11 protein-coding genes are annotated in these 15,805 nt (G+C 68.1%); 3 read left to right on the top strand and 8 right to left on the bottom strand.

Features of this window, described 5'->3' with window-relative positions:
* Window positions 1-11: 11 nt before the first annotated feature.
* From pdeM to AC3IR9_RS15245, 4 genes are read right to left on the bottom strand one after another with little or no spacing between them, the layout of a single operon-like run.
* The gene (pdeM, locus tag AC3IR9_RS15260) at window positions 12-656 is read right to left on the bottom strand and encodes a ligase-associated DNA damage response endonuclease PdeM (protein WP_489291716.1); all 645 of its coding nucleotides are present in this window, start codon (window positions 654-656) and stop codon (window positions 12-14) included.
* The gene (locus AC3IR9_RS15255) at window positions 646-3,093 is read right to left on the bottom strand and encodes a ligase-associated DNA damage response DEXH box helicase (RefSeq protein ID WP_489295855.1); all 2,448 of its coding nucleotides are present in this window, start codon (window positions 3,091-3,093) and stop codon (window positions 646-648) included. The genes pdeM and AC3IR9_RS15255 overlap by 11 nt, the downstream gene beginning before the upstream one ends.
* A gap of 14 nt (window positions 3,094-3,107) precedes the next feature.
* Window positions 3,108-4,712, bottom strand: a complete 1,605-nt coding sequence (locus AC3IR9_RS15250) for an ATP-dependent DNA ligase (RefSeq protein ID WP_489291715.1) — start codon at window positions 4,710-4,712, stop codon at window positions 3,108-3,110.
* Window positions 4,709-5,716, bottom strand: coding sequence for a ligase-associated DNA damage response exonuclease (locus AC3IR9_RS15245; RefSeq protein WP_489291714.1), 1,008 nt, complete (start codon window positions 5,714-5,716; stop codon window positions 4,709-4,711). Before AC3IR9_RS15245 ends, AC3IR9_RS15250 begins: the two co-directional genes overlap by 4 nt.
* Window positions 5,717-5,825: 109 nt before the next feature.
* Between AC3IR9_RS15245 and AC3IR9_RS15240 the strand changes: the two genes are divergently transcribed.
* Entirely contained in the window at window positions 5,826-7,457 is a 1,632-nt protein-coding gene (locus AC3IR9_RS15240) for an isovaleryl-CoA dehydrogenase (RefSeq protein ID WP_489295853.1), read from the top strand.
* A gap of 264 nt (window positions 7,458-7,721) precedes the next feature.
* Window positions 7,722-8,942 (top strand): ISL3 family transposase, encoded by a 1,221-nt coding sequence (locus AC3IR9_RS15235; RefSeq protein WP_489291085.1) that lies wholly within the window; start codon window positions 7,722-7,724, stop codon window positions 8,940-8,942.
* A gap of 382 nt (window positions 8,943-9,324) precedes the next feature.
* Here the strand turns inward: AC3IR9_RS15235 and AC3IR9_RS15230 are convergent, their stop codons facing one another.
* The 3 genes from AC3IR9_RS15230 to AC3IR9_RS15220 all read right to left on the bottom strand — a co-directional run bounded on the left by AC3IR9_RS15230 (window position 9,325) and on the right by AC3IR9_RS15220 (window position 11,524).
* Complete coding sequence (locus tag AC3IR9_RS15230; protein WP_489291712.1) at window positions 9,325-9,729, bottom strand: hypothetical protein; 405 nt, start codon at window positions 9,727-9,729, stop codon at window positions 9,325-9,327.
* Between the two features lie 153 nt (window positions 9,730-9,882).
* Entirely contained in the window at window positions 9,883-10,224 is a 342-nt protein-coding gene (locus tag AC3IR9_RS15225; RefSeq protein WP_489291711.1) for a hypothetical protein, read from the bottom strand.
* Between the two features lie 124 nt (window positions 10,225-10,348).
* Entirely contained in the window at window positions 10,349-11,524 is a 1,176-nt protein-coding gene (locus AC3IR9_RS15220; RefSeq protein ID WP_489291710.1) for a thiolase family protein, read from the bottom strand.
* A 171-nt stretch (window positions 11,525-11,695) separates the two neighbouring features.
* On the opposite strand from AC3IR9_RS15220, the gene AC3IR9_RS15215 reads away from it, so the two are divergent.
* A complete protein-coding gene (locus AC3IR9_RS15215) occupies window positions 11,696-14,548 on the top strand; it encodes a S8 family serine peptidase (RefSeq protein WP_489291708.1) in 2,853 nt (950 codons plus the stop codon).
* A 91-nt stretch (window positions 14,549-14,639) separates the two neighbouring features.
* Here the strand turns inward: AC3IR9_RS15215 and AC3IR9_RS15210 are convergent, their stop codons facing one another.
* Entirely contained in the window at window positions 14,640-15,737 is a 1,098-nt protein-coding gene (locus tag AC3IR9_RS15210; protein WP_489291707.1) for a Glu/Leu/Phe/Val dehydrogenase dimerization domain-containing protein, read from the bottom strand.
* Window positions 15,738-15,805: the final 68 nt, after the last annotated feature.

Genomic DNA, 15,805 nt, shown 5'->3' with positions numbered 1-15,805 from the left:
ACGGTCGGTACCTACCGGGTGGGCAATGCTATTGCCTGATCCTCCACGCAGGCCACCAGCTGCTCACCGGGCGCAAGTACCGGCGCGATGCCGGCGGTGAAGCGCGACCAGGCCGGCAGTACCGTCAAGCGTTCGCGCAGCCAGAATGCCGGCCAGCGTCGCTGCATGCCCGGCAGTCGCGCCAGCGGATGCAGGTGGCCGCACAGCACGTGCAGCGAAGGATGGGGCACTGGATCATGGCGCAGCAGGAACGGTCCTTCCTGCAGGCGTTCGCCCAGTAGTTCGATCCCGAGGTCGGCCTTGGGCAGCGCACGGTCGTGATTGCCGGCCAACGCGCCGATGCGCACCGCCGCATGCCGTTCGCGCCAGCCTTGCCACTGTCGATACCACGCGCTGCGATGCACGCTGCCATGCAGGACATCGCCGAGGATCCACAGCGTGCGCACGTCGTGCTGCTGGAACAGCGTGGACAGCCGCTGCAGGTCATCGTCGGTACCGCCGCTGGGCAGGCCGATGCCCGCACGCCGGAACACGTCGGCCTTGCCCAGGTGCAGGTCGGCGATCAACAACGCCTGGCGGGCCGGCCAGTACAACGCGCGGGCACCGAGCAGCTGCATCGGTTCGCCGGCGATCATCATCGGCAGCTCAGGGGCCATGGCGTGTCTCCAGTTGTCGTGCAGCGCGCTGCACGCGGGTTTTCCAGTCTTCGTTGCTGAGTTGCCCACGCACGCGCTCGGCCCACAGCGGGAATGACAGCGGGCCGAGGCTGCGCGGTGCCTGCAGGTTCAGCGTACGCGCCTGGCAGCGCCGCAACGTCGCGGTCAGCCCGTCCAGGTCGAGCTGCGCGTCCAGCACTTCGCGCTCGGCCTGTTCCAGCAGGATATGCCCCGGATCGTGCTGGCGCAGTACGTCGTACAGCAGCCCGCTGGAGGCCTGCAGCTGGCGCAGGCTGCGCGGCGTGCGCCCGGGCAGCGCCGGCACCAGCATGCCCGAGACCCGGGCGATATCGCGGAACTGGCGGCGCGCCAGTTCGCCCAGGTTGAGGCTGGCGCGCAGATCCTCGACCAGTCCTTCCGGCCGCAGCAACGCATGTAGCTGCACCGCATCCAGCTCGATCGGTCGCGCCGGTGCCAATACCAGGCCGTAGTCGTTGGCGGCGTAGGCAAATGTATTGGCCTGCAACCGGGCCAGGCGCATGGCCATCAACGCGGCGACGCCTTCGTTGCGCTGGCGGCCGGCAAATGGATAGACGAACACGAACTGGCCGTCGCGCCGACGCACGCATTCCACCAGCAGCGTGGCCGGCGAGGGCAGCGCGGATAGCTGTGACTGCAGCGCCAGCAGCGGCGCCAGCCAGTGCATTTCCGGCGACTGCGGTGGCGCGGCGAACACCGTTTCCATTTCCCGCCCGAGCGCTCCGGACAGCGGCAGGCGGCCGCCTTGCCAGCGCGGTACCACGCCATCGCCGCCCTTGGCCAGGCGCACGTAGGCAGTGAGATTTTCCAGCCGCACCAGTTCCAGCAGACGGCCGGCGAACTGGAAACGATCGCCGGGGCGCAGCCGGCCCAGGAACTGTTCTTCGACCGCACCCAGCCGGCCCCCGCGCAGGAACTGCACCCCGACGCTGCCGTCGCTGGTGATGGTGCCGATCGACAGCCGGTGGCGCAGCGCGACGCGGCGGTCGTGCACGCGATGGATGCCATCGTCGTCGCGCACCACTTTGTGGAAGTCCGGGTACTGCGACAACGCGCGGCCACCCTGCACGATGAAGTCGAGCACGCCCTGCCACTGCGCGGGGCTCAGTGCCGCGAACGCGTGGGTACGACGCACCTGCGCGAACAACGCATCGGCCTGGAAGCCACCGCCCAGCGCGCAACTCACGCAGTGCTGGGCCAGCACGTCCAGCGACAGCCGCAGGGGGCGGCGCGCTTCGATCACGCCGGCTGCCAGCGCCTGTCGTGCCGCGGCGTACTCGACCATCTCCAGCGCGTGCGAGGGCACGCAGACCACATGCCCGGACTGCCCCGGGCGGTGGCGCGCGCGGCCGGCGCGTTGCAGCAGGCGGGCGATGCCCTTGGGACTGCCGATCTGCAGCACCTGGTCGACCGCCGGGAAGTCCACGCCCAGGTCCAGGCTGGAGGTGGCCACCACGCAGCGCAGCCGGCCCTCGCGCAGGCCCTGTTCGGCCTCCCGGCGCAGTGCCGGGTCCAGCGAGCCGTGGTGCAGGGCCAGCAAGGCTGGATCCAGCGGCCACACCGCCGACAACGCCTGGTGCCACAACTCGGCCTGCGCGCGGGTATTGGTGAACAACAGGCTGGTGCCGACCGACAGCAGTTTCTCCAGTACCCGCTGCAGCTGCGACAAGCCAAGGTGGCCGGCCCACGGGAAGCGCTCGCCATGCGCAGGCAGCAGGGTTTCCAGGCTGACCGGGCGCGGTCGCGCGCCAGCCACCAGCGGCGCATCGGGCAGGTCGGGCAGCAGCACCTCACGCGCTTGCTGCAGGTTGCCCAGGGTTGCCGATAGTCCCCACACCTGCAGTGCCGGGATGGCGTCGCGCAGGCGGCGCAGGGTCAACTGCAGCAGCACCCCGCGCTTGTTGCCCAGCAGTTCGTGCCACTCATCGACCACCACGCAGCGCAGCTGGCCCATCCTGGCCATGCCATCGGGGTAGCTCAACAGCAGCGCCAGCGATTCGGGCGTGGTCACCAGCACATCGACACGGCCTTCGCGGGCCAGCCGCTTGTCGCGTGCACTGGCGTCGCCGGTGCGCAGCCCCACCTGCCAGTCCAGGCCCAGCGCAGCCAGCGGTTCGCGCAGGGCGCGTGCGGTGTCGTTGGCCAATGCGCGCAGCGGGGTGATCCACAGCACCTGTACGACCGGCACCGGTTTGCGCGCGCGGCCGCTGAGCGTGGGTGGCAAGGGGTCGGCCAGGGCCTGCAGCAGCGGCCCGCCGAACATCGCCATCGTCTTGCCGCTGCCGGTGGGCGTGTGCAGCAGCCCGGAGGCACCGGACAGATAGTGCCGCCACATCGCCTTCTGGAATGGCAACGGCGCCCAGCCACGGCTGGCGAACCATGCGCCCAGCCGCGCCATCGCCTCGCGCCGGGTCACCGCGCCAAGGCCTGCAGGTGGGCCAGGGTATCGGCCTCGGCAGCGGGCTTGTCGTGCCGCCAGCGCAGGATGCGTGGGAAACGCACCGCGATCCCGGACTTGTGCCGGCTGCTGCGGTTGACCGCTTCAAAGCCCAGCTCGAACACCTGTTCGCCGCGCACGCTGCGCACCGGGCCGAAGCGCTCGACGGTATTGGCGCGGATCCAACGGTCCAGCGCCAGGATCTCCTTGTCGTCCAGCCCCGAGTACGCCTTGGCCACCGGTACCAGCGTGTCGCCGTCCCACACGCCGAAGGTGTAGTCGGTATACAGCGTGCTGCGCCGACCGTGCCCGGCCTGGGCATAGATCATCACCGCGTCGACAGTGAGCGGGTCGATCTTCCACTTCCACCAGTCGCCGCGGCGGCGCCCGCTCTGGTATGTCGATTCGGCCCGCTTGAGCATCAACCCTTCCACGCCGTGTTCGCGCGCCGAAGCGCGCAGCAGGGCGGCGGCCGCCCAGTCCGTGGGCGCCAGCGTGGGCGAGAGCACGATGCGCGGATCGTCCAGTGCTTCCAGCACGGTGGCCAGGCGCGCGCGGCGCTGGTGCAGCGGCAACCCGCGCAGGTCGTCACCGTGCTGTTCCAGCAGGTCGTAGGCGAGCACCCGCACCGGCGTGTCGCGCAGGGTCTTGGGGCCCGGCTTGCGGCGCTGGATGCGCGTCTGCAACGCGGTGAACGGCAACGGGTGCGGTTGCCCGTCGGCCCACGCCACCAGTTCGCCATCGATCACGCAGCCGTCGGGCATTGCCATCGCGGCGGCCTCGATCTCCGGGAACCGGCCATCCAGCCGCTCTTCGCCGCGCGACCACAATGCCACTTCGCCCTTGCGACGCAGCAGCTGCAGGCGGATGCCATCCCACTTCCATTCCAGTACCCACTGCGCGATCGGCCCCAGGCGCCCGGCCTCGGCTTCCAGTGGCGAGGCCAGGAAGAACGGATAGGGCTGCTGCCGATCCAGCGGCAGTTCCCCGGGCGACAGCAGCATCCCCAGCAGGCTGGGCGAGGGCACCCACTCACCGAGCATGCGCTGGGCGATGCGCGCGATATCGATCCCGGACAACTCGGCCAGCGCCTGCTGCACCACCCGCTGCGACACACCCACCCGCAGCGCGCCGGTCAGCAGCTTGTTGAACACCAGGCGCTGGTCGGCCGGCAATTGCCGCCAGCCCTCCAGCACGGCCGCCCGGCGGACCGGCTCGGGCTGGTTGGCCACGCCCAGCAGATGGATTTCGATCCATTCGGCCAGCGGTCGGTCCGGGCCGTGCAGCGGGGGATCATCGAGCAGCAGGGTCAGGGTTTCGGCCAGGTCGCCGACCTGCGCGTAGCTGTCCTCCACCAGCCAGGCCGGCAGCCCCGACTCGGCCGCCACCCAGGCGCGCAGTTCGCCACTGGCGGCGATCTTGCGGCGTGCACCGCCCACCTTGCCGCCGCTCAGCAGGTATAGCGCCCACGCCGCATCGTGTGGCCGTGCCGTGCCGAAATACGCGACCAGTGCCGCGCGCTTGTCCAAGGTCGCCGTGCTGCGATCCAGGCGCTGGTACAGGGCGGCGAAGGCCCTCATTGCCCGTCTCCGAAACCGGTCTCGAACGCTTCGGCGGCGACACCGCGTTCGCGCAGGAAGGGAATCAGCGCATCGGTGTTGCCGTGGGTGGCGATCACCCGGCGTGCGCCGGTCTGTTCGATGGTCTGCAGCAGCGCGGGCCAGTCGGCATGGTCGGACACCACGAAGCCGCGATCGTAGTTGCGTCGACGGCGGTTGCCGCGCAGCCGCATCCAGCCCGAGGCAAAGCCCAGTTGATGCTTGCCGAAGCGGCGCAGCCACGGCGTGCCCGCTGCCGACGGCGGCGCCAGGATCAGTTTGCCGGCCGCCTCCGGCTGGCGGCCCTGTTCGGCCACGGCATGGGTTTCCAGCATCGCAATGCCGGCCTGACGGTACACCGCCACCCCATTGGCGATGGCACCGTGCAGCCATGCGGGCTGGTCGTCCAGCGGCAGCAGTTCGGCCAGCACCCGTTGCGCCTTGCCCAGCGCATAGCACAGCAGGATGGCCGCTTCGCCGCGCGCGCCGCATTCGCGCCGCCACGCCACGATGTCCGCGGCCACCTCGGCGGTGTCCTGCCAGCGATAGATGGGCAGCGCGAAGGTGGCCTCGGTAATGAACACATCGCAGGGCACCACCTCGAACGGTGCGCAGGTGGGATCGGGCTGGCGCTTGTAGTCGCCCGAGGCCACCCAGACCTGCTCACCGTCGTCGATGCGCACCTGCGCTGAACCGAGCACGTGGCCAGCCGAATGCAGCGAGACCTCCACATTGCCGAGCCGGAATGGACGGCCATAGTCGTGCGGCTGCAGCGGCACATCACCCAGCCGCCAGCGCAGGATCGGCACGCTGGCGGTACTGCAGTGGTAGAAGCCCATGCCGACGCGCGCGTGGTCGCCGTGGCCGTGGGTGATCACCGCGCGCGGCACCGGCCGCCAGGGGTCGATGTGGAAGTCGCCGGCCGGGCAGTACAGCCCCTCCGGGCGCAGTACCACCAGGTCGTTGTTTGCGCGGCTCGGGCTCATGTCGCCACTGTGCCGCCGCGTTCGTGCAGGAGGTGAGAATCCGCCTGAACGGCGGCCTGCAGGAGGATGGCGCAGAATCGGACGCATCCAGTAACAGGAGGCCAGCGTGATGACGTCAGCAGTGCCCGCGTTCGAAACCCATGCGGTGTTCAACCAACCGCCGCCGTTTGCTGGCCGCAACCTGTGGGCGGACGACATCGCCCTGGTGGAGGCGGTGCAGCGCGAAGGTGGTGCGGCATTCAACACGCACCTGGCCCACTACGGTGAGCTGGCAGGGGATCTGCTCTACCGGCTCGGCATGGATGCCAACCGCGACCGCCCGCGGCTGCGCACGCATGACGCGCAAGGGCACCGCATCGACACGGTGGAGTTCCATCCGGCCTACCACCAGCTCATGGACGTGGCCAAGGCGCAGGGCGTGGCCGGGTTGTCCTGGCACGATGGCAGCATCGGCGCGCACGTCGCACGCGCGGCGTTGAGTTTCCTGCACCACCAGGCCGAGGCGGGCACCAGCTGCCCGCTGACCATGACCCATGCGGCGGTGGCGGTACTGCGCCAGGATCCGGCCCTGGCTGAGTGGGCCGACAAGGCCGCCGCGCCGCACTATGACCCGCGCGATGTGCCGATTGCCGATAAAGCCGGCATCACCGTGGGCATGGGCATGACCGAGAAGCAGGGGGGCTCGGATGTACGCAGCAACACCACGCTTGCCGAGCCGCAGGTCGATGGCAGCTATCGCCTGGTGGGGCATAAATGGTTCTTCTCCGCGCCGATGTCCGATGGGTTCCTGGTGCTGGCGCAGGCGCCGGGTGGGCTGAGCTGCTTCCTGATGCCGCGGCGGCTGGCCGATGGCAACCGCAATGCATTCCGCTTGATGCGCCTGAAGGACAAACTGGGTGACTGGTCCAACGCCTCCAGCGAAGTGGAGCTGTGCGGTGCCTGGGCGCGCCGGGTAGGCGAGGAGGGCCGTGGTGTGGCGACCATCATCGGCATGGTGATGATGACCCGGCTGGACTGCATGCTGGGCTCGGCGGCGGAAATGCGCATGGCGCTGGTCCAGGCGCTGCACCACACCCGCCATCGCAGCACGTTTGGCAGCCGGCTGTGCGAGCACCCGCTGATGGCCAACGTGCTGGCCGACCTGGCGATCGAGTCCGAAGCGGCCACGGTGTTTGCGATGCGCGTGGCACACGCGGTGGACCAGGCCGCGCACGATCCGCAGCAGGCGGCGTTTGCGCGTATTGCAACGGCCATCGGCAAGTATTGGGTGTGCAAACGCGCGGCGGTGTTCGTCAACGAAGCGCAGGAATGCCTGGGCGGTGCCGGCTACGTGGAGGAATCGATGTTGCCGCGACTGTATCGGCAGGCGCCGTTGAACTCGATCTGGGAAGGCAGCGGCAATGTCCAGTGCCTGGACGTGCTGCGTGCGCTGGCACGCGAACCGGCGGTGCTGCCGGCGCTGGAGGCCGAGCTGGCCACGGTGGCGGGCCAGCACGCGATCTACGATACGGCCTGCCAGGCATTGCGCGTGCAGCTGGCGGCAACGCCCGGCGAAGCCCAGGCACGCCAGGTTACCGAACAGCTGGCGTTGCTGCTGCAGGCGGCGATGCTGTTGCGCGCGGGCAGCCCGGTTGCCGGTGCCTTTCTGCGCTCGCGACTGGGCGGCGAGCATGGCGCCGCGTTCGGCACGTTGCCGGCCGACCTCGACTTCGGTGCGGTGCTGGCACGGGCGCTGCCTTGATTGGCCCCTCCGCTACGGAGGACACGCAGAAAAAACGGTTCTTCGCCCATCTGCGGGGCAAACAGAAACGTGCCTTGGCGCTTACCAGGCGCAGCCGTCGTTGGGTCGGGCGCTGGGCCCCCATGCCCTTTCCGGCGAATGTCCTCCGGCGTCGGCCTGCGGCCGCCCCCTCCCCCTTTATTTGGTTCATCGCGGAATAGCGTGGAGCTTTTGCCGGCTCCCGTTACCCTTGAAGCCTGAAATCAGGGCCTCAGGGGTCAGGTCATGCTGGATCGGAAGACGATTGAGAGGCTGGGTGGCTGGGAAGGCTACCGGGTGGAGCGGATCGCCTGGCCGGAAGGCGACAGCCGGACCGTCACTATCTACCTCAAACCCACGGCCCGCACGATGCATTGCGAGCACTGCGGGAGCCGATGCCGGCAAGTGCACGAGACGACGGTGCGCCGGGTACGCGATCTGCCCCTGATGGCATTGCGCGTTGCGCTGGTGGTGCCGCGACGGCGCGTCTGGTGCCCCCAGTGCGCTGGGCCGCGCCTGGAGAAGTTGAGCTGGCTTGGCCGCTACCAGCGGGTCACTGACCGGCTGGCCGAAGCGGTCAGCCAGTTGCTGGTATCCAGCAATATCCTGGCCGTGGCACGCTTTTTCCAGTTGGGCTGGCATACGGTCAAGGCACTGGATAAAGCCTTGTTGCGTGAGTCTGTCCAAGCCCCGGACTGGAGCCAGATCCACTACCTGGCGATGGACGAATTTGCGCTGCACAAGGGTCACCGCTATGCAACGGTCGTGGTGGATCCGATCAGTCGCCAGGTACTTTGGCTGGGCAACGGGCGCTCCCGCGATACGGCGCGTGCCTTTTTTGAGCAGCTTCCCCCGGGCGTTTCCGAGCAATTGCGCGCCGTGGCGATCGACATGACGACGGCCTATGAAGTGGAGATCCGGGCCAACTGTCCCAATGCCGAGATCGTCTTCGACTTGTTCCATGTGGTGGCCAAGTACGGTCGCGAAGTGATCGACCGGGTTCGCGTGGACCAGGCCAACAAGCTCCGGCACGACAAGCCTGCGCGCCGTGTCATCAAATCCAGCCGATGGCTGCTACTGCGCAATCGCAGCAACCTGGACCGGCATCAGACGGTGCGGCTGGATGAGCTGCTGGAAGCAAATCAACCGCTCCTCACCACCTATCTGATGCGTGATGAGCTCAAGCGACTGTGGTTTTACCGCCATCCCGGATGGGCCAGGAAGGCTTGGAACCAGTGGCTGGAGCAGGCCCAGCGCAGCGGAATCGCCGCCTTGGCGCTGTTTGCACAACGGCTCAAAGCCTATCTGCATGGGATCGTGTCGCGTTGCCGACACCGCCTCAATACCAGCATCGTCGAAGGCATCAACAACACCATCAAGGTCATCAAACGCCGGGCCTACGGCTATCGGGATCAGGAGTACTTCTTCCTGAAAATCCGTGCAGCGTTCCCCGGTATTCCGCGATGAACCCTTTATTTCGCCTCCAAGGGCATGGGGGCCCAGCGCCCGACCCAACGACCACCGTCAAAAAAGCGTGGCGTCCACTTGCCCACCGCAAGCCGAGCCCCGTAGCAGCCGGTAGGCCCCTGGGCAAAATCAAGGAGGAGGCCGCCCGCGGCCGGGGGACATTTGCGCCAGGGGCCTACCGGCTGCTACGGGGCCCTCACGCTCGCGCCCGGCCCGATCGGAGACGCCAGTCAATCCAAATGGCGCCTGCACACCTGGCCAGCGGCGTAGCGTCGTGCTCACTCTGTGACGGCCCTTGCAACAAGACGCTCCCCTCAGATGGGAGAAGAACCGAAAAAACGCCCCTTCCGGGGAAGGGGCGCGGGGCGTGCTTACGCCTGGCTCAGTGCTTGGCGTCGTCCGCGTTCTTCTTGGCATCGGCGGCGACGTCATGCGCCTTGTCGGCCACCTTCTGCGCTGCATCGGCGGTAGCGCCGCTGGCATGCGCGGCGGCATCCTTGGCGGCGACCTTCGCATCGCCTGCCGCATCGGAGGTGGCCGCGGCGGCGCGGTCCAGGGCCTGCTGGGTATCGGCCGCAGCGCGCTCGGAGGCCGCGGCGGCGTCATCGGCGGCGTTGCGGGTGGCGTCAGCGGCCTTGTCCACCGCGTCGCGCGCGGCGGCATTGGCGCTATCGGCAGCCTGCGCCGCATCCTGGCGGGCCTGTTCGGCTTCCGGGCCCTTGCACGCGGCCAGGCCGAGCAGCAGGGAGGCAGCCAGCAGGGAGGTGGTCAGCGGACGAATGTTCATGGCGGTCTCCAACACGGTGATCGTGGCAGGCCAGCCTATTCATGCCCCCGTGAAGGCCAGGTAGGTACCGACCGTTGGTCGGTACGCCCGCGCAAAGAAAAAGCCGCTGGCGAACCAGCGGCTTCTTCAGAACTTGCTTGAAGAAAGAAGTTATTACTTCTTGGCTTCTTCAGCAGCGTCCTTGGCCTGGTCGGCGGTGGCTTCACCGGCCTTGGCAGCGTCGGCAGCAGCGCCGGCAGCAGCGTCGGTGGTAGCAGCGCCAGCCTGGGCAGCAGCGTCAGCCGAAGCGTCAGCAGCGGTGGTGGCGGTGTCGGCGGCAGCCTGGGCAGCGTCGGCGGTCTGGGCGCCAGCAGCAGCGGCCTGGTCGGCAGCGACCTGGGCGTCAGCGGCAGCTTCGTTGGCCGAAGCAGCAGCGTCAGCAGCCTGTTCCTGCTTGGAGCAGGCGGTCAGAGCCAGGCCCAGGGCCATCGCGATCAGCAGCTTGTTGATGCTCATTAGTGTGAATCCTCGTCGTTAGATTAGGCAACGCGCTATTGCGCGCCCGGCAACATGATGACAAGCCACGTTTGGCTGTCAAGCGATCGCGCATTCATTTTTGCGAAATGCGCGTTAAGTCCAATCAAATCAATTCGATGGCGATGGCGGTAGCTTCGCCACCCCCGATGCACAGGGTAGCGATGCCGCGCTTTCCGCCCCGGGTGCGCAATGCGTTCACCAGCGTCACCACCAGGCGTGCGCCCGAAGCGCCGATCGGATGCCCCAGTGCGCAGGCCCCGCCGTTGACGTTGACCTTGTCGTGCGGGATGCCCAGCTCACGGATCGGCGCCATCGCCACCACCGCGAAGGCTTCGTTGATCTCGAACAGGTCGACCTGGTCCAGCGACCAGCCGGTCTTTTCCAGCAGGGTGTGCAGCGCGCCGATCGGGGCGGTGGTGAACCACTCCGGGGCCTGCGAGTGGGTGGCATGGGCCACGATCCGGGCCAGCGGCTGCAGACCACGGGCGAGGGCATCGTCTTCGCTCATCAGCACCACGGCGGCGGCGCCGTCGGAAATGCTCGACGAACTGGCGGCGGTGACCGTGCCGTCCTTCTTGAACGCCGGGCGCAGGGTCGGGATCTTGGCGATGTCCGACCGGCCGGGCTGTTCGTCCTGGCTGAATTCGACCTCGCCCTTGCGGGTGGCAACCTTCACCGCGACGATCTCCGCGTCGAACGCGCCGTTGGCCTGCGCCGCCTGCGCGCGCCGCACCGACTCGATCGCGAACGCATCCTGTTCCTCGCGGGTGACCTGGTACTTGTCCACCGCACACTCGGCGAATTCGCCCATGGCCTTGCCGTCATACGCATTCACCAGGCCATCGTGGGCCATGTGGTCCACCGCCTGGAAATTGCCGAAGCGGTTGCCGGTGCGCGAGTTGGGCAGCATGTGCGGGGCGTTGGACATCGACTCCATGCCGCCGGCGACGACGATGCTGGCCGAACCGGCCTTGATCAGGTCGTGGCCGAGCATGATCGCCTTCATTCCCGAGCCGCACACCTTGTTCAGCGTGGTGGCGCCGGTGGACAGCGGCAGCCCGGCGGCGATCGCGGCCTGGCGGGCCGGCGCCTGGCCGAGGTTGGCCGGCAGCACGCAGCCCATGATCACTTCGGAAACATCCGCAGCCGGTACCCCCGATTGCTGCAGCGCCGCGGCGATGGCAGTGGCACCGAGGGTGGGGGTGGGCACGCCGGTGAACTGGCCCAGGAAGGAGCCGATGGCGGTGCGTTTGGCGGCGACGATGACGATGTTGGACATGGCAATCTCGTTGGTGCGTGAGCGATATACGAAATAGGAACACGGTCATTGGAAGCTGACGCGTTTCCCGGCAGACTGCGTGGGGTGGCCCAGTATGGTCGAGATTGATCGCCGGTGTTCACCGGGAAGGCAGGATGCCGGCAGTGATTCCATTCACGTTGGGGAGCAGGGATGAAGCAGACAGCACATAGCAGGACGGTCCTGGCCGGTGCATTGGCGATGGTATTGAGCGCTTGCGGCGGCGGCGGGGGCGGGGGCAACGTGCGGGTGGATCCGCCGCCGACCACCCCACCGCCACCGCCGGTGACGCCGCCGCCCACCACCACGCCCACGCAGCCGGCCTTCGACGCCCATCTGACCATCACCCAGGCCGCAGCCGCGCGCAGCGCCAACCTGGACGGGACCGGCGTGCGCATCGGCATCGTCGATTCGGGCGTGATGCGCAATCATCCAACGTTGGCCGGGCGGGTGCTGGCCAATTACAGCTACGTCAATCCGGCGGTCAACAACCTCAACGTGGATGATGTGGTCGGCCACGGCACCGCCGTGGCCGAGCTGGCCGCCGGCCAAGCGGTCGGGGCCTGGCCGGGAGGCATCGCGCCCGGCGCGCAGATCGTCTCGGCGCGCATCATCGCCGACAAGTCGCCCACCGATGATGGCAGCGGCAATGGCAACGAAGTGACTGGCGCGCTGGGCATGGCCGACGTGCATCAGGATCTGATCGCGCAGGGCGTGAAGATCATGAACAACTCCTGGGGTGGCCTGTACTGGACCAACACCGGCGCAACGGCGCCGATCGCCCAGGAGTACCGCCCGTTCATCATCAGCAACAATGGCCTGGTGGTGTTCGCCACCGGCAACGAAAGCAAGCCCAATCCCTCCAGCATGGCCGCGCTGCCCAGCCAGCCCGGTGCGGGCGGCAGCCTGCCGGCGGCCGACCTGGAGCGCGGCTGGCTGAGCGTGACCGCCGTGGACTCGAGCGATCCCGGCAAGCTGGCGTCCTATGCCAATGCCTGTGGCGTGGCCGCGCGCTACTGCCTGGCCGCGCCGGGCGCGGCGGTATATGTCGACCCGTCCTACAGCAGCGGTACGCCGGGCTATCTGTGGAACTACGGCACCTCGTTCGCGGCGCCACTGGTCTCCGGCGCCGCGGCCCTGGTGTGGCAGAAGTATCCCTATTTCAGCAATGACCTGGTCCGGCAGACGCTGCTCGGCACCGCCACCGACCTGGGTGCGCCCGGGGTGGACGCCACCTTCGGTTACGGGCTGCTCAACATCGCCAAGGCCATCAACGGCCCGGGTCGGTTCGACTGGGGCATCACCACCGTCAACATCACCCAGACCGGGCTCAACTCGGTCTGGAGCAACGCCATCGCCGGCAGCGGCGGGTTGACCAAGCAAGGGGTGGGCGCGCTTGGATTGTCCGCTGCCAATACCTATACCGGGGACACCCGGATCGAACGCGGCACGCTGGTCCTGCACGACGGGGCATCGATCACCTCCAACGTGGTGGTGGTGCAGCAGGCGGCCAATCCGAACCTGGCCGCGCTGCAGTTCCTGACCGGCACTACGCGGGTCAAGGGCAACGTCGACAACGGCGGCACCGTGATCGTGCGCGATGCCAACATGAGCGCCACCATCGAAGGCAATTACCTGCATCGTGACGGGGCCCAGTTGATGATTGCGCTCGGTGCCACTGCACTGAACGTCACCGGCACGGCAACGCTGCAGGGCGGCACCGTCAACGTCAACAGCGTGATCAGCGGCTATGTGCCGCAGAACGGCCGCACCCAGGGCGTGCTGCATGCCGACGGTGGCATTACCGGCCAGTTCGCCGGGGTGTCCAACAGCCTGCCGACCGGCTCGCTGCTCGAGGCCACGCTGACCCATGCGGCAAATGATGTCACCCTCACCACCGACCGCGTCAACGTGGTCGCGGCCTCGTCGGCGGCCGGGCTGCGGGCCGCGTCGCTGGGCGCGGCGGCACGGGTTGAATCGGCGTTCGAAGTGCTGGATGCAGGTACCGACAACGTACAGGCCGGGTTTGCCGATGCGGCCGGCGATCTGCAGCGCGTACAGGGCGCAGGCGCATTGCAGGCCAGCCTGGACAGCCTGTCGGGCAAGGCCCATGTGCTGGCCTCCAGCATGACCTTCGACAGCATCGACATGCAGCGTCGCGCCTTGTCCTCACGCTTCGATCAGGTGCAGGCCGCACCGCGGCTGCGCGGTGCCTGGCAGAGCCCGCTGGGCGAGGTCGGCCAAGGCAGCTTCGCCGGGAGTGCCGGCGACACCCGTGGCTGGATGATGGGGCAGGACCTCGCGCTGGGCAGCCACGGCATGATGGGCGTGGCCTTCGGTGAAACCCGCAGCAACAGCAGCCGCGCGTGGGGCGGCGAACGTGGACACGACCGCCAGTCGCAGGCGCAGCTGTACGCCGGCTGGAGCCTGGGCCGTGGTTACGCACTGGGCCAGCTCGGTACGGGGCAGTTCACCCGCGAAATCGATCGTCAGCTGCTGCTGGGCGCAGCGCAGTACGGGGTCAACGCCCGCTACGGTGGCAGCTTCAGCACCGCCAGCGTGGAGTCGGGGTATCGCCTGGGCAGCGCTTCGGCATCGCTCACGCCTTACCTGGGCGCCGAGTACGCCCGGGTGGCCAATGACGGCTTCAGCGAACAGGGCGGGATGGGCTTCGGCCTGCGCGTGCGGGACAGCGTGGCAACGCGCAGCCAGGCGCTGGCCGGCGTGCGCGGCGAGCGTCGCTGGGGAAGCTGGTCGCTGCGCGGCTATGCCGAGTGGCAGCAGTTGCTGTCCCGTTCGGGGCTGAGCCCGGACGCCAGTTTCGTCGCGGTCGACAGCTGGGCACCGCTGGCGGGCCTGCAGCCGGCACGCTCGGGCGGGCTGGTCGGGGTGTCGGTGGAGTCGTGGTTGAACGGCACGACGCGGGTGTCGTTCGGCTATGACCAGCGCTTCGGGCCGCGTGGCGACCTGAGCCAGTTCGCGCTGCGTTACGCGGCCGCGTTCTGAGCACGCGGCGGCCGGCCCGGGTGGCCGGCTGAAATGAAGAAGGGCGCGATCCTGTCGCGCCCTTCTTTTTTACTGCCGGGAACGGCGGCGGTCAGTTGCCGCGCAGGGTGCCCAGGCGCGGCGTGGCGCGGCCCAGCGGCATCTTCAACTTGCCGATCGCATGGATGCGTGTTTCGGCGATCTGGTCGGCCGCGCGTTGGGGGGCGACGCCGTCTTTTTCGGACAGCGCGAAGATCCTGCCGAGGTTGTGGTAGATGCTGCGGATCAGGCGCATCGCGCGCTCGCGGTTGTAGCCGTCGATCTCCAGCGATACGTTCATCACGCCGCCTGCGTTGACCGCGTAATCGGGTGCATAGAGGATGCCGCGTGCCTGCAGCTCGTCACCCACCTCCAGGCTGGAGAGCTGGTTGTTGGCGGTGCCACAGACAATTTTGCACTTCAGGCGCGGCAGGGTCTGCGGATTGATCGCGCCTTCCAGCGCGCACGGCGCGAACACGTCGGCGTTGACGTTGTAGATGTCATCGGGCTTGACCGCTTCGGCACCGTACTCGGTGACCGCGCGGTCGACCCGGGTGCTGTCCAGGTCGGTGACGAACAGCTTGGCGCCGCGGTCGCGCAGCAGCTTCACCAGTTCCATGCCGATGTGGCCCAGGCCCTGCACGGCGATGCTGGCCTTGCCCACTTCCTCGTGCCCCAGCTTGTGCTGCATCGAGGCCATCAGCGCCTGCAGCGCGCCATAGGCGGTGAACGGTGCCGGATCGCCCGAGCCGCCATGGACCTGGTGCACGCCGGTGACGTACTCGCTTTCCAGGTAGATGTTTTCCATGTCGTTGACATCGGTGCCCACGTCTTCGGCGGTGATGTAACGGCCGCCCAGCGAATCGACGTAGCGGCCAAACGCGCGGAACAGCACTTCGCTCTTGTCCTGCCTGGGGTCGCCGATGATCACCGCCTTGCCGCCGCCTACGTTCAACCCGGCCAGGGCGTTCTTGTAGGTCATGGTGCGGCTCAGGCGCAGTGCGTCGGCCAGGGCCTCGTCGGTACTGGCGTAGGGGCGCATGCGCACGCCGCCCAGGGCCGGGCCCAGGGTGGTGTTGTGGATGGCGATGATCGCCCTCAGGCCGGCATCGCGGTTGTGGCAGAACACCACTTGTTCGTGACCGGAGGTTTCGAGGGTTTCAAATAACATGGCGACTCCGATGGTGCGAACGGTGGCGAACAGCGGCGAACGAACCAGCAAAAGGTGGGTTGTAAAAC

Source organism: Stenotrophomonas sp. GL_101 (assembly GCF_057835675.1).
Note: the sequence above shows the minus strand (reverse complement) of the source record. Positions and strands in the feature narration are given on the sequence as shown.

Bases quoted from the DNA above. Each gene is read 5' to 3' on its own strand.
- pdeM (WP_489291716.1), bottom strand. From the start codon at position 656: ATGGCCCCTGAGCTGCCGATGATGATCGCCGGCGAACCGATGCAGCTG.
- AC3IR9_RS15255 (WP_489295855.1), bottom strand. From the start codon at position 3,093: ATGGCGCGGCTGGGCGCATGGTTCGCCAGCCGTGGCTGGGCGCCGTTG.
- AC3IR9_RS15250 (WP_489291715.1), bottom strand. From the start codon at position 4,712: ATGAGGGCCTTCGCCGCCCTGTACCAGCGCCTGGATCGCAGCACGGCG.
- AC3IR9_RS15245 (WP_489291714.1), bottom strand. From the start codon at position 5,716: ATGAGCCCGAGCCGCGCAAACAACGACCTGGTGGTACTGCGCCCGGAG.
- AC3IR9_RS15240 (WP_489295853.1), top strand. From the start codon at position 5,826: ATGACGTCAGCAGTGCCCGCGTTCGAAACCCATGCGGTGTTCAACCAA.
- AC3IR9_RS15235 (WP_489291085.1), top strand. From the start codon at position 7,722: ATGCTGGATCGGAAGACGATTGAGAGGCTGGGTGGCTGGGAAGGCTAC.
- AC3IR9_RS15230 (WP_489291712.1), bottom strand. From the start codon at position 9,729: ATGAACATTCGTCCGCTGACCACCTCCCTGCTGGCTGCCTCCCTGCTG.
- AC3IR9_RS15225 (WP_489291711.1), bottom strand. From the start codon at position 10,224: ATGAGCATCAACAAGCTGCTGATCGCGATGGCCCTGGGCCTGGCTCTG.
- AC3IR9_RS15220 (WP_489291710.1), bottom strand. From the start codon at position 11,524: ATGTCCAACATCGTCATCGTCGCCGCCAAACGCACCGCCATCGGCTCC.
- AC3IR9_RS15215 (WP_489291708.1), top strand. From the start codon at position 11,696: ATGAAGCAGACAGCACATAGCAGGACGGTCCTGGCCGGTGCATTGGCG.
- AC3IR9_RS15210 (WP_489291707.1), bottom strand. From the start codon at position 15,737: ATGTTATTTGAAACCCTCGAAACCTCCGGTCACGAACAAGTGGTGTTC.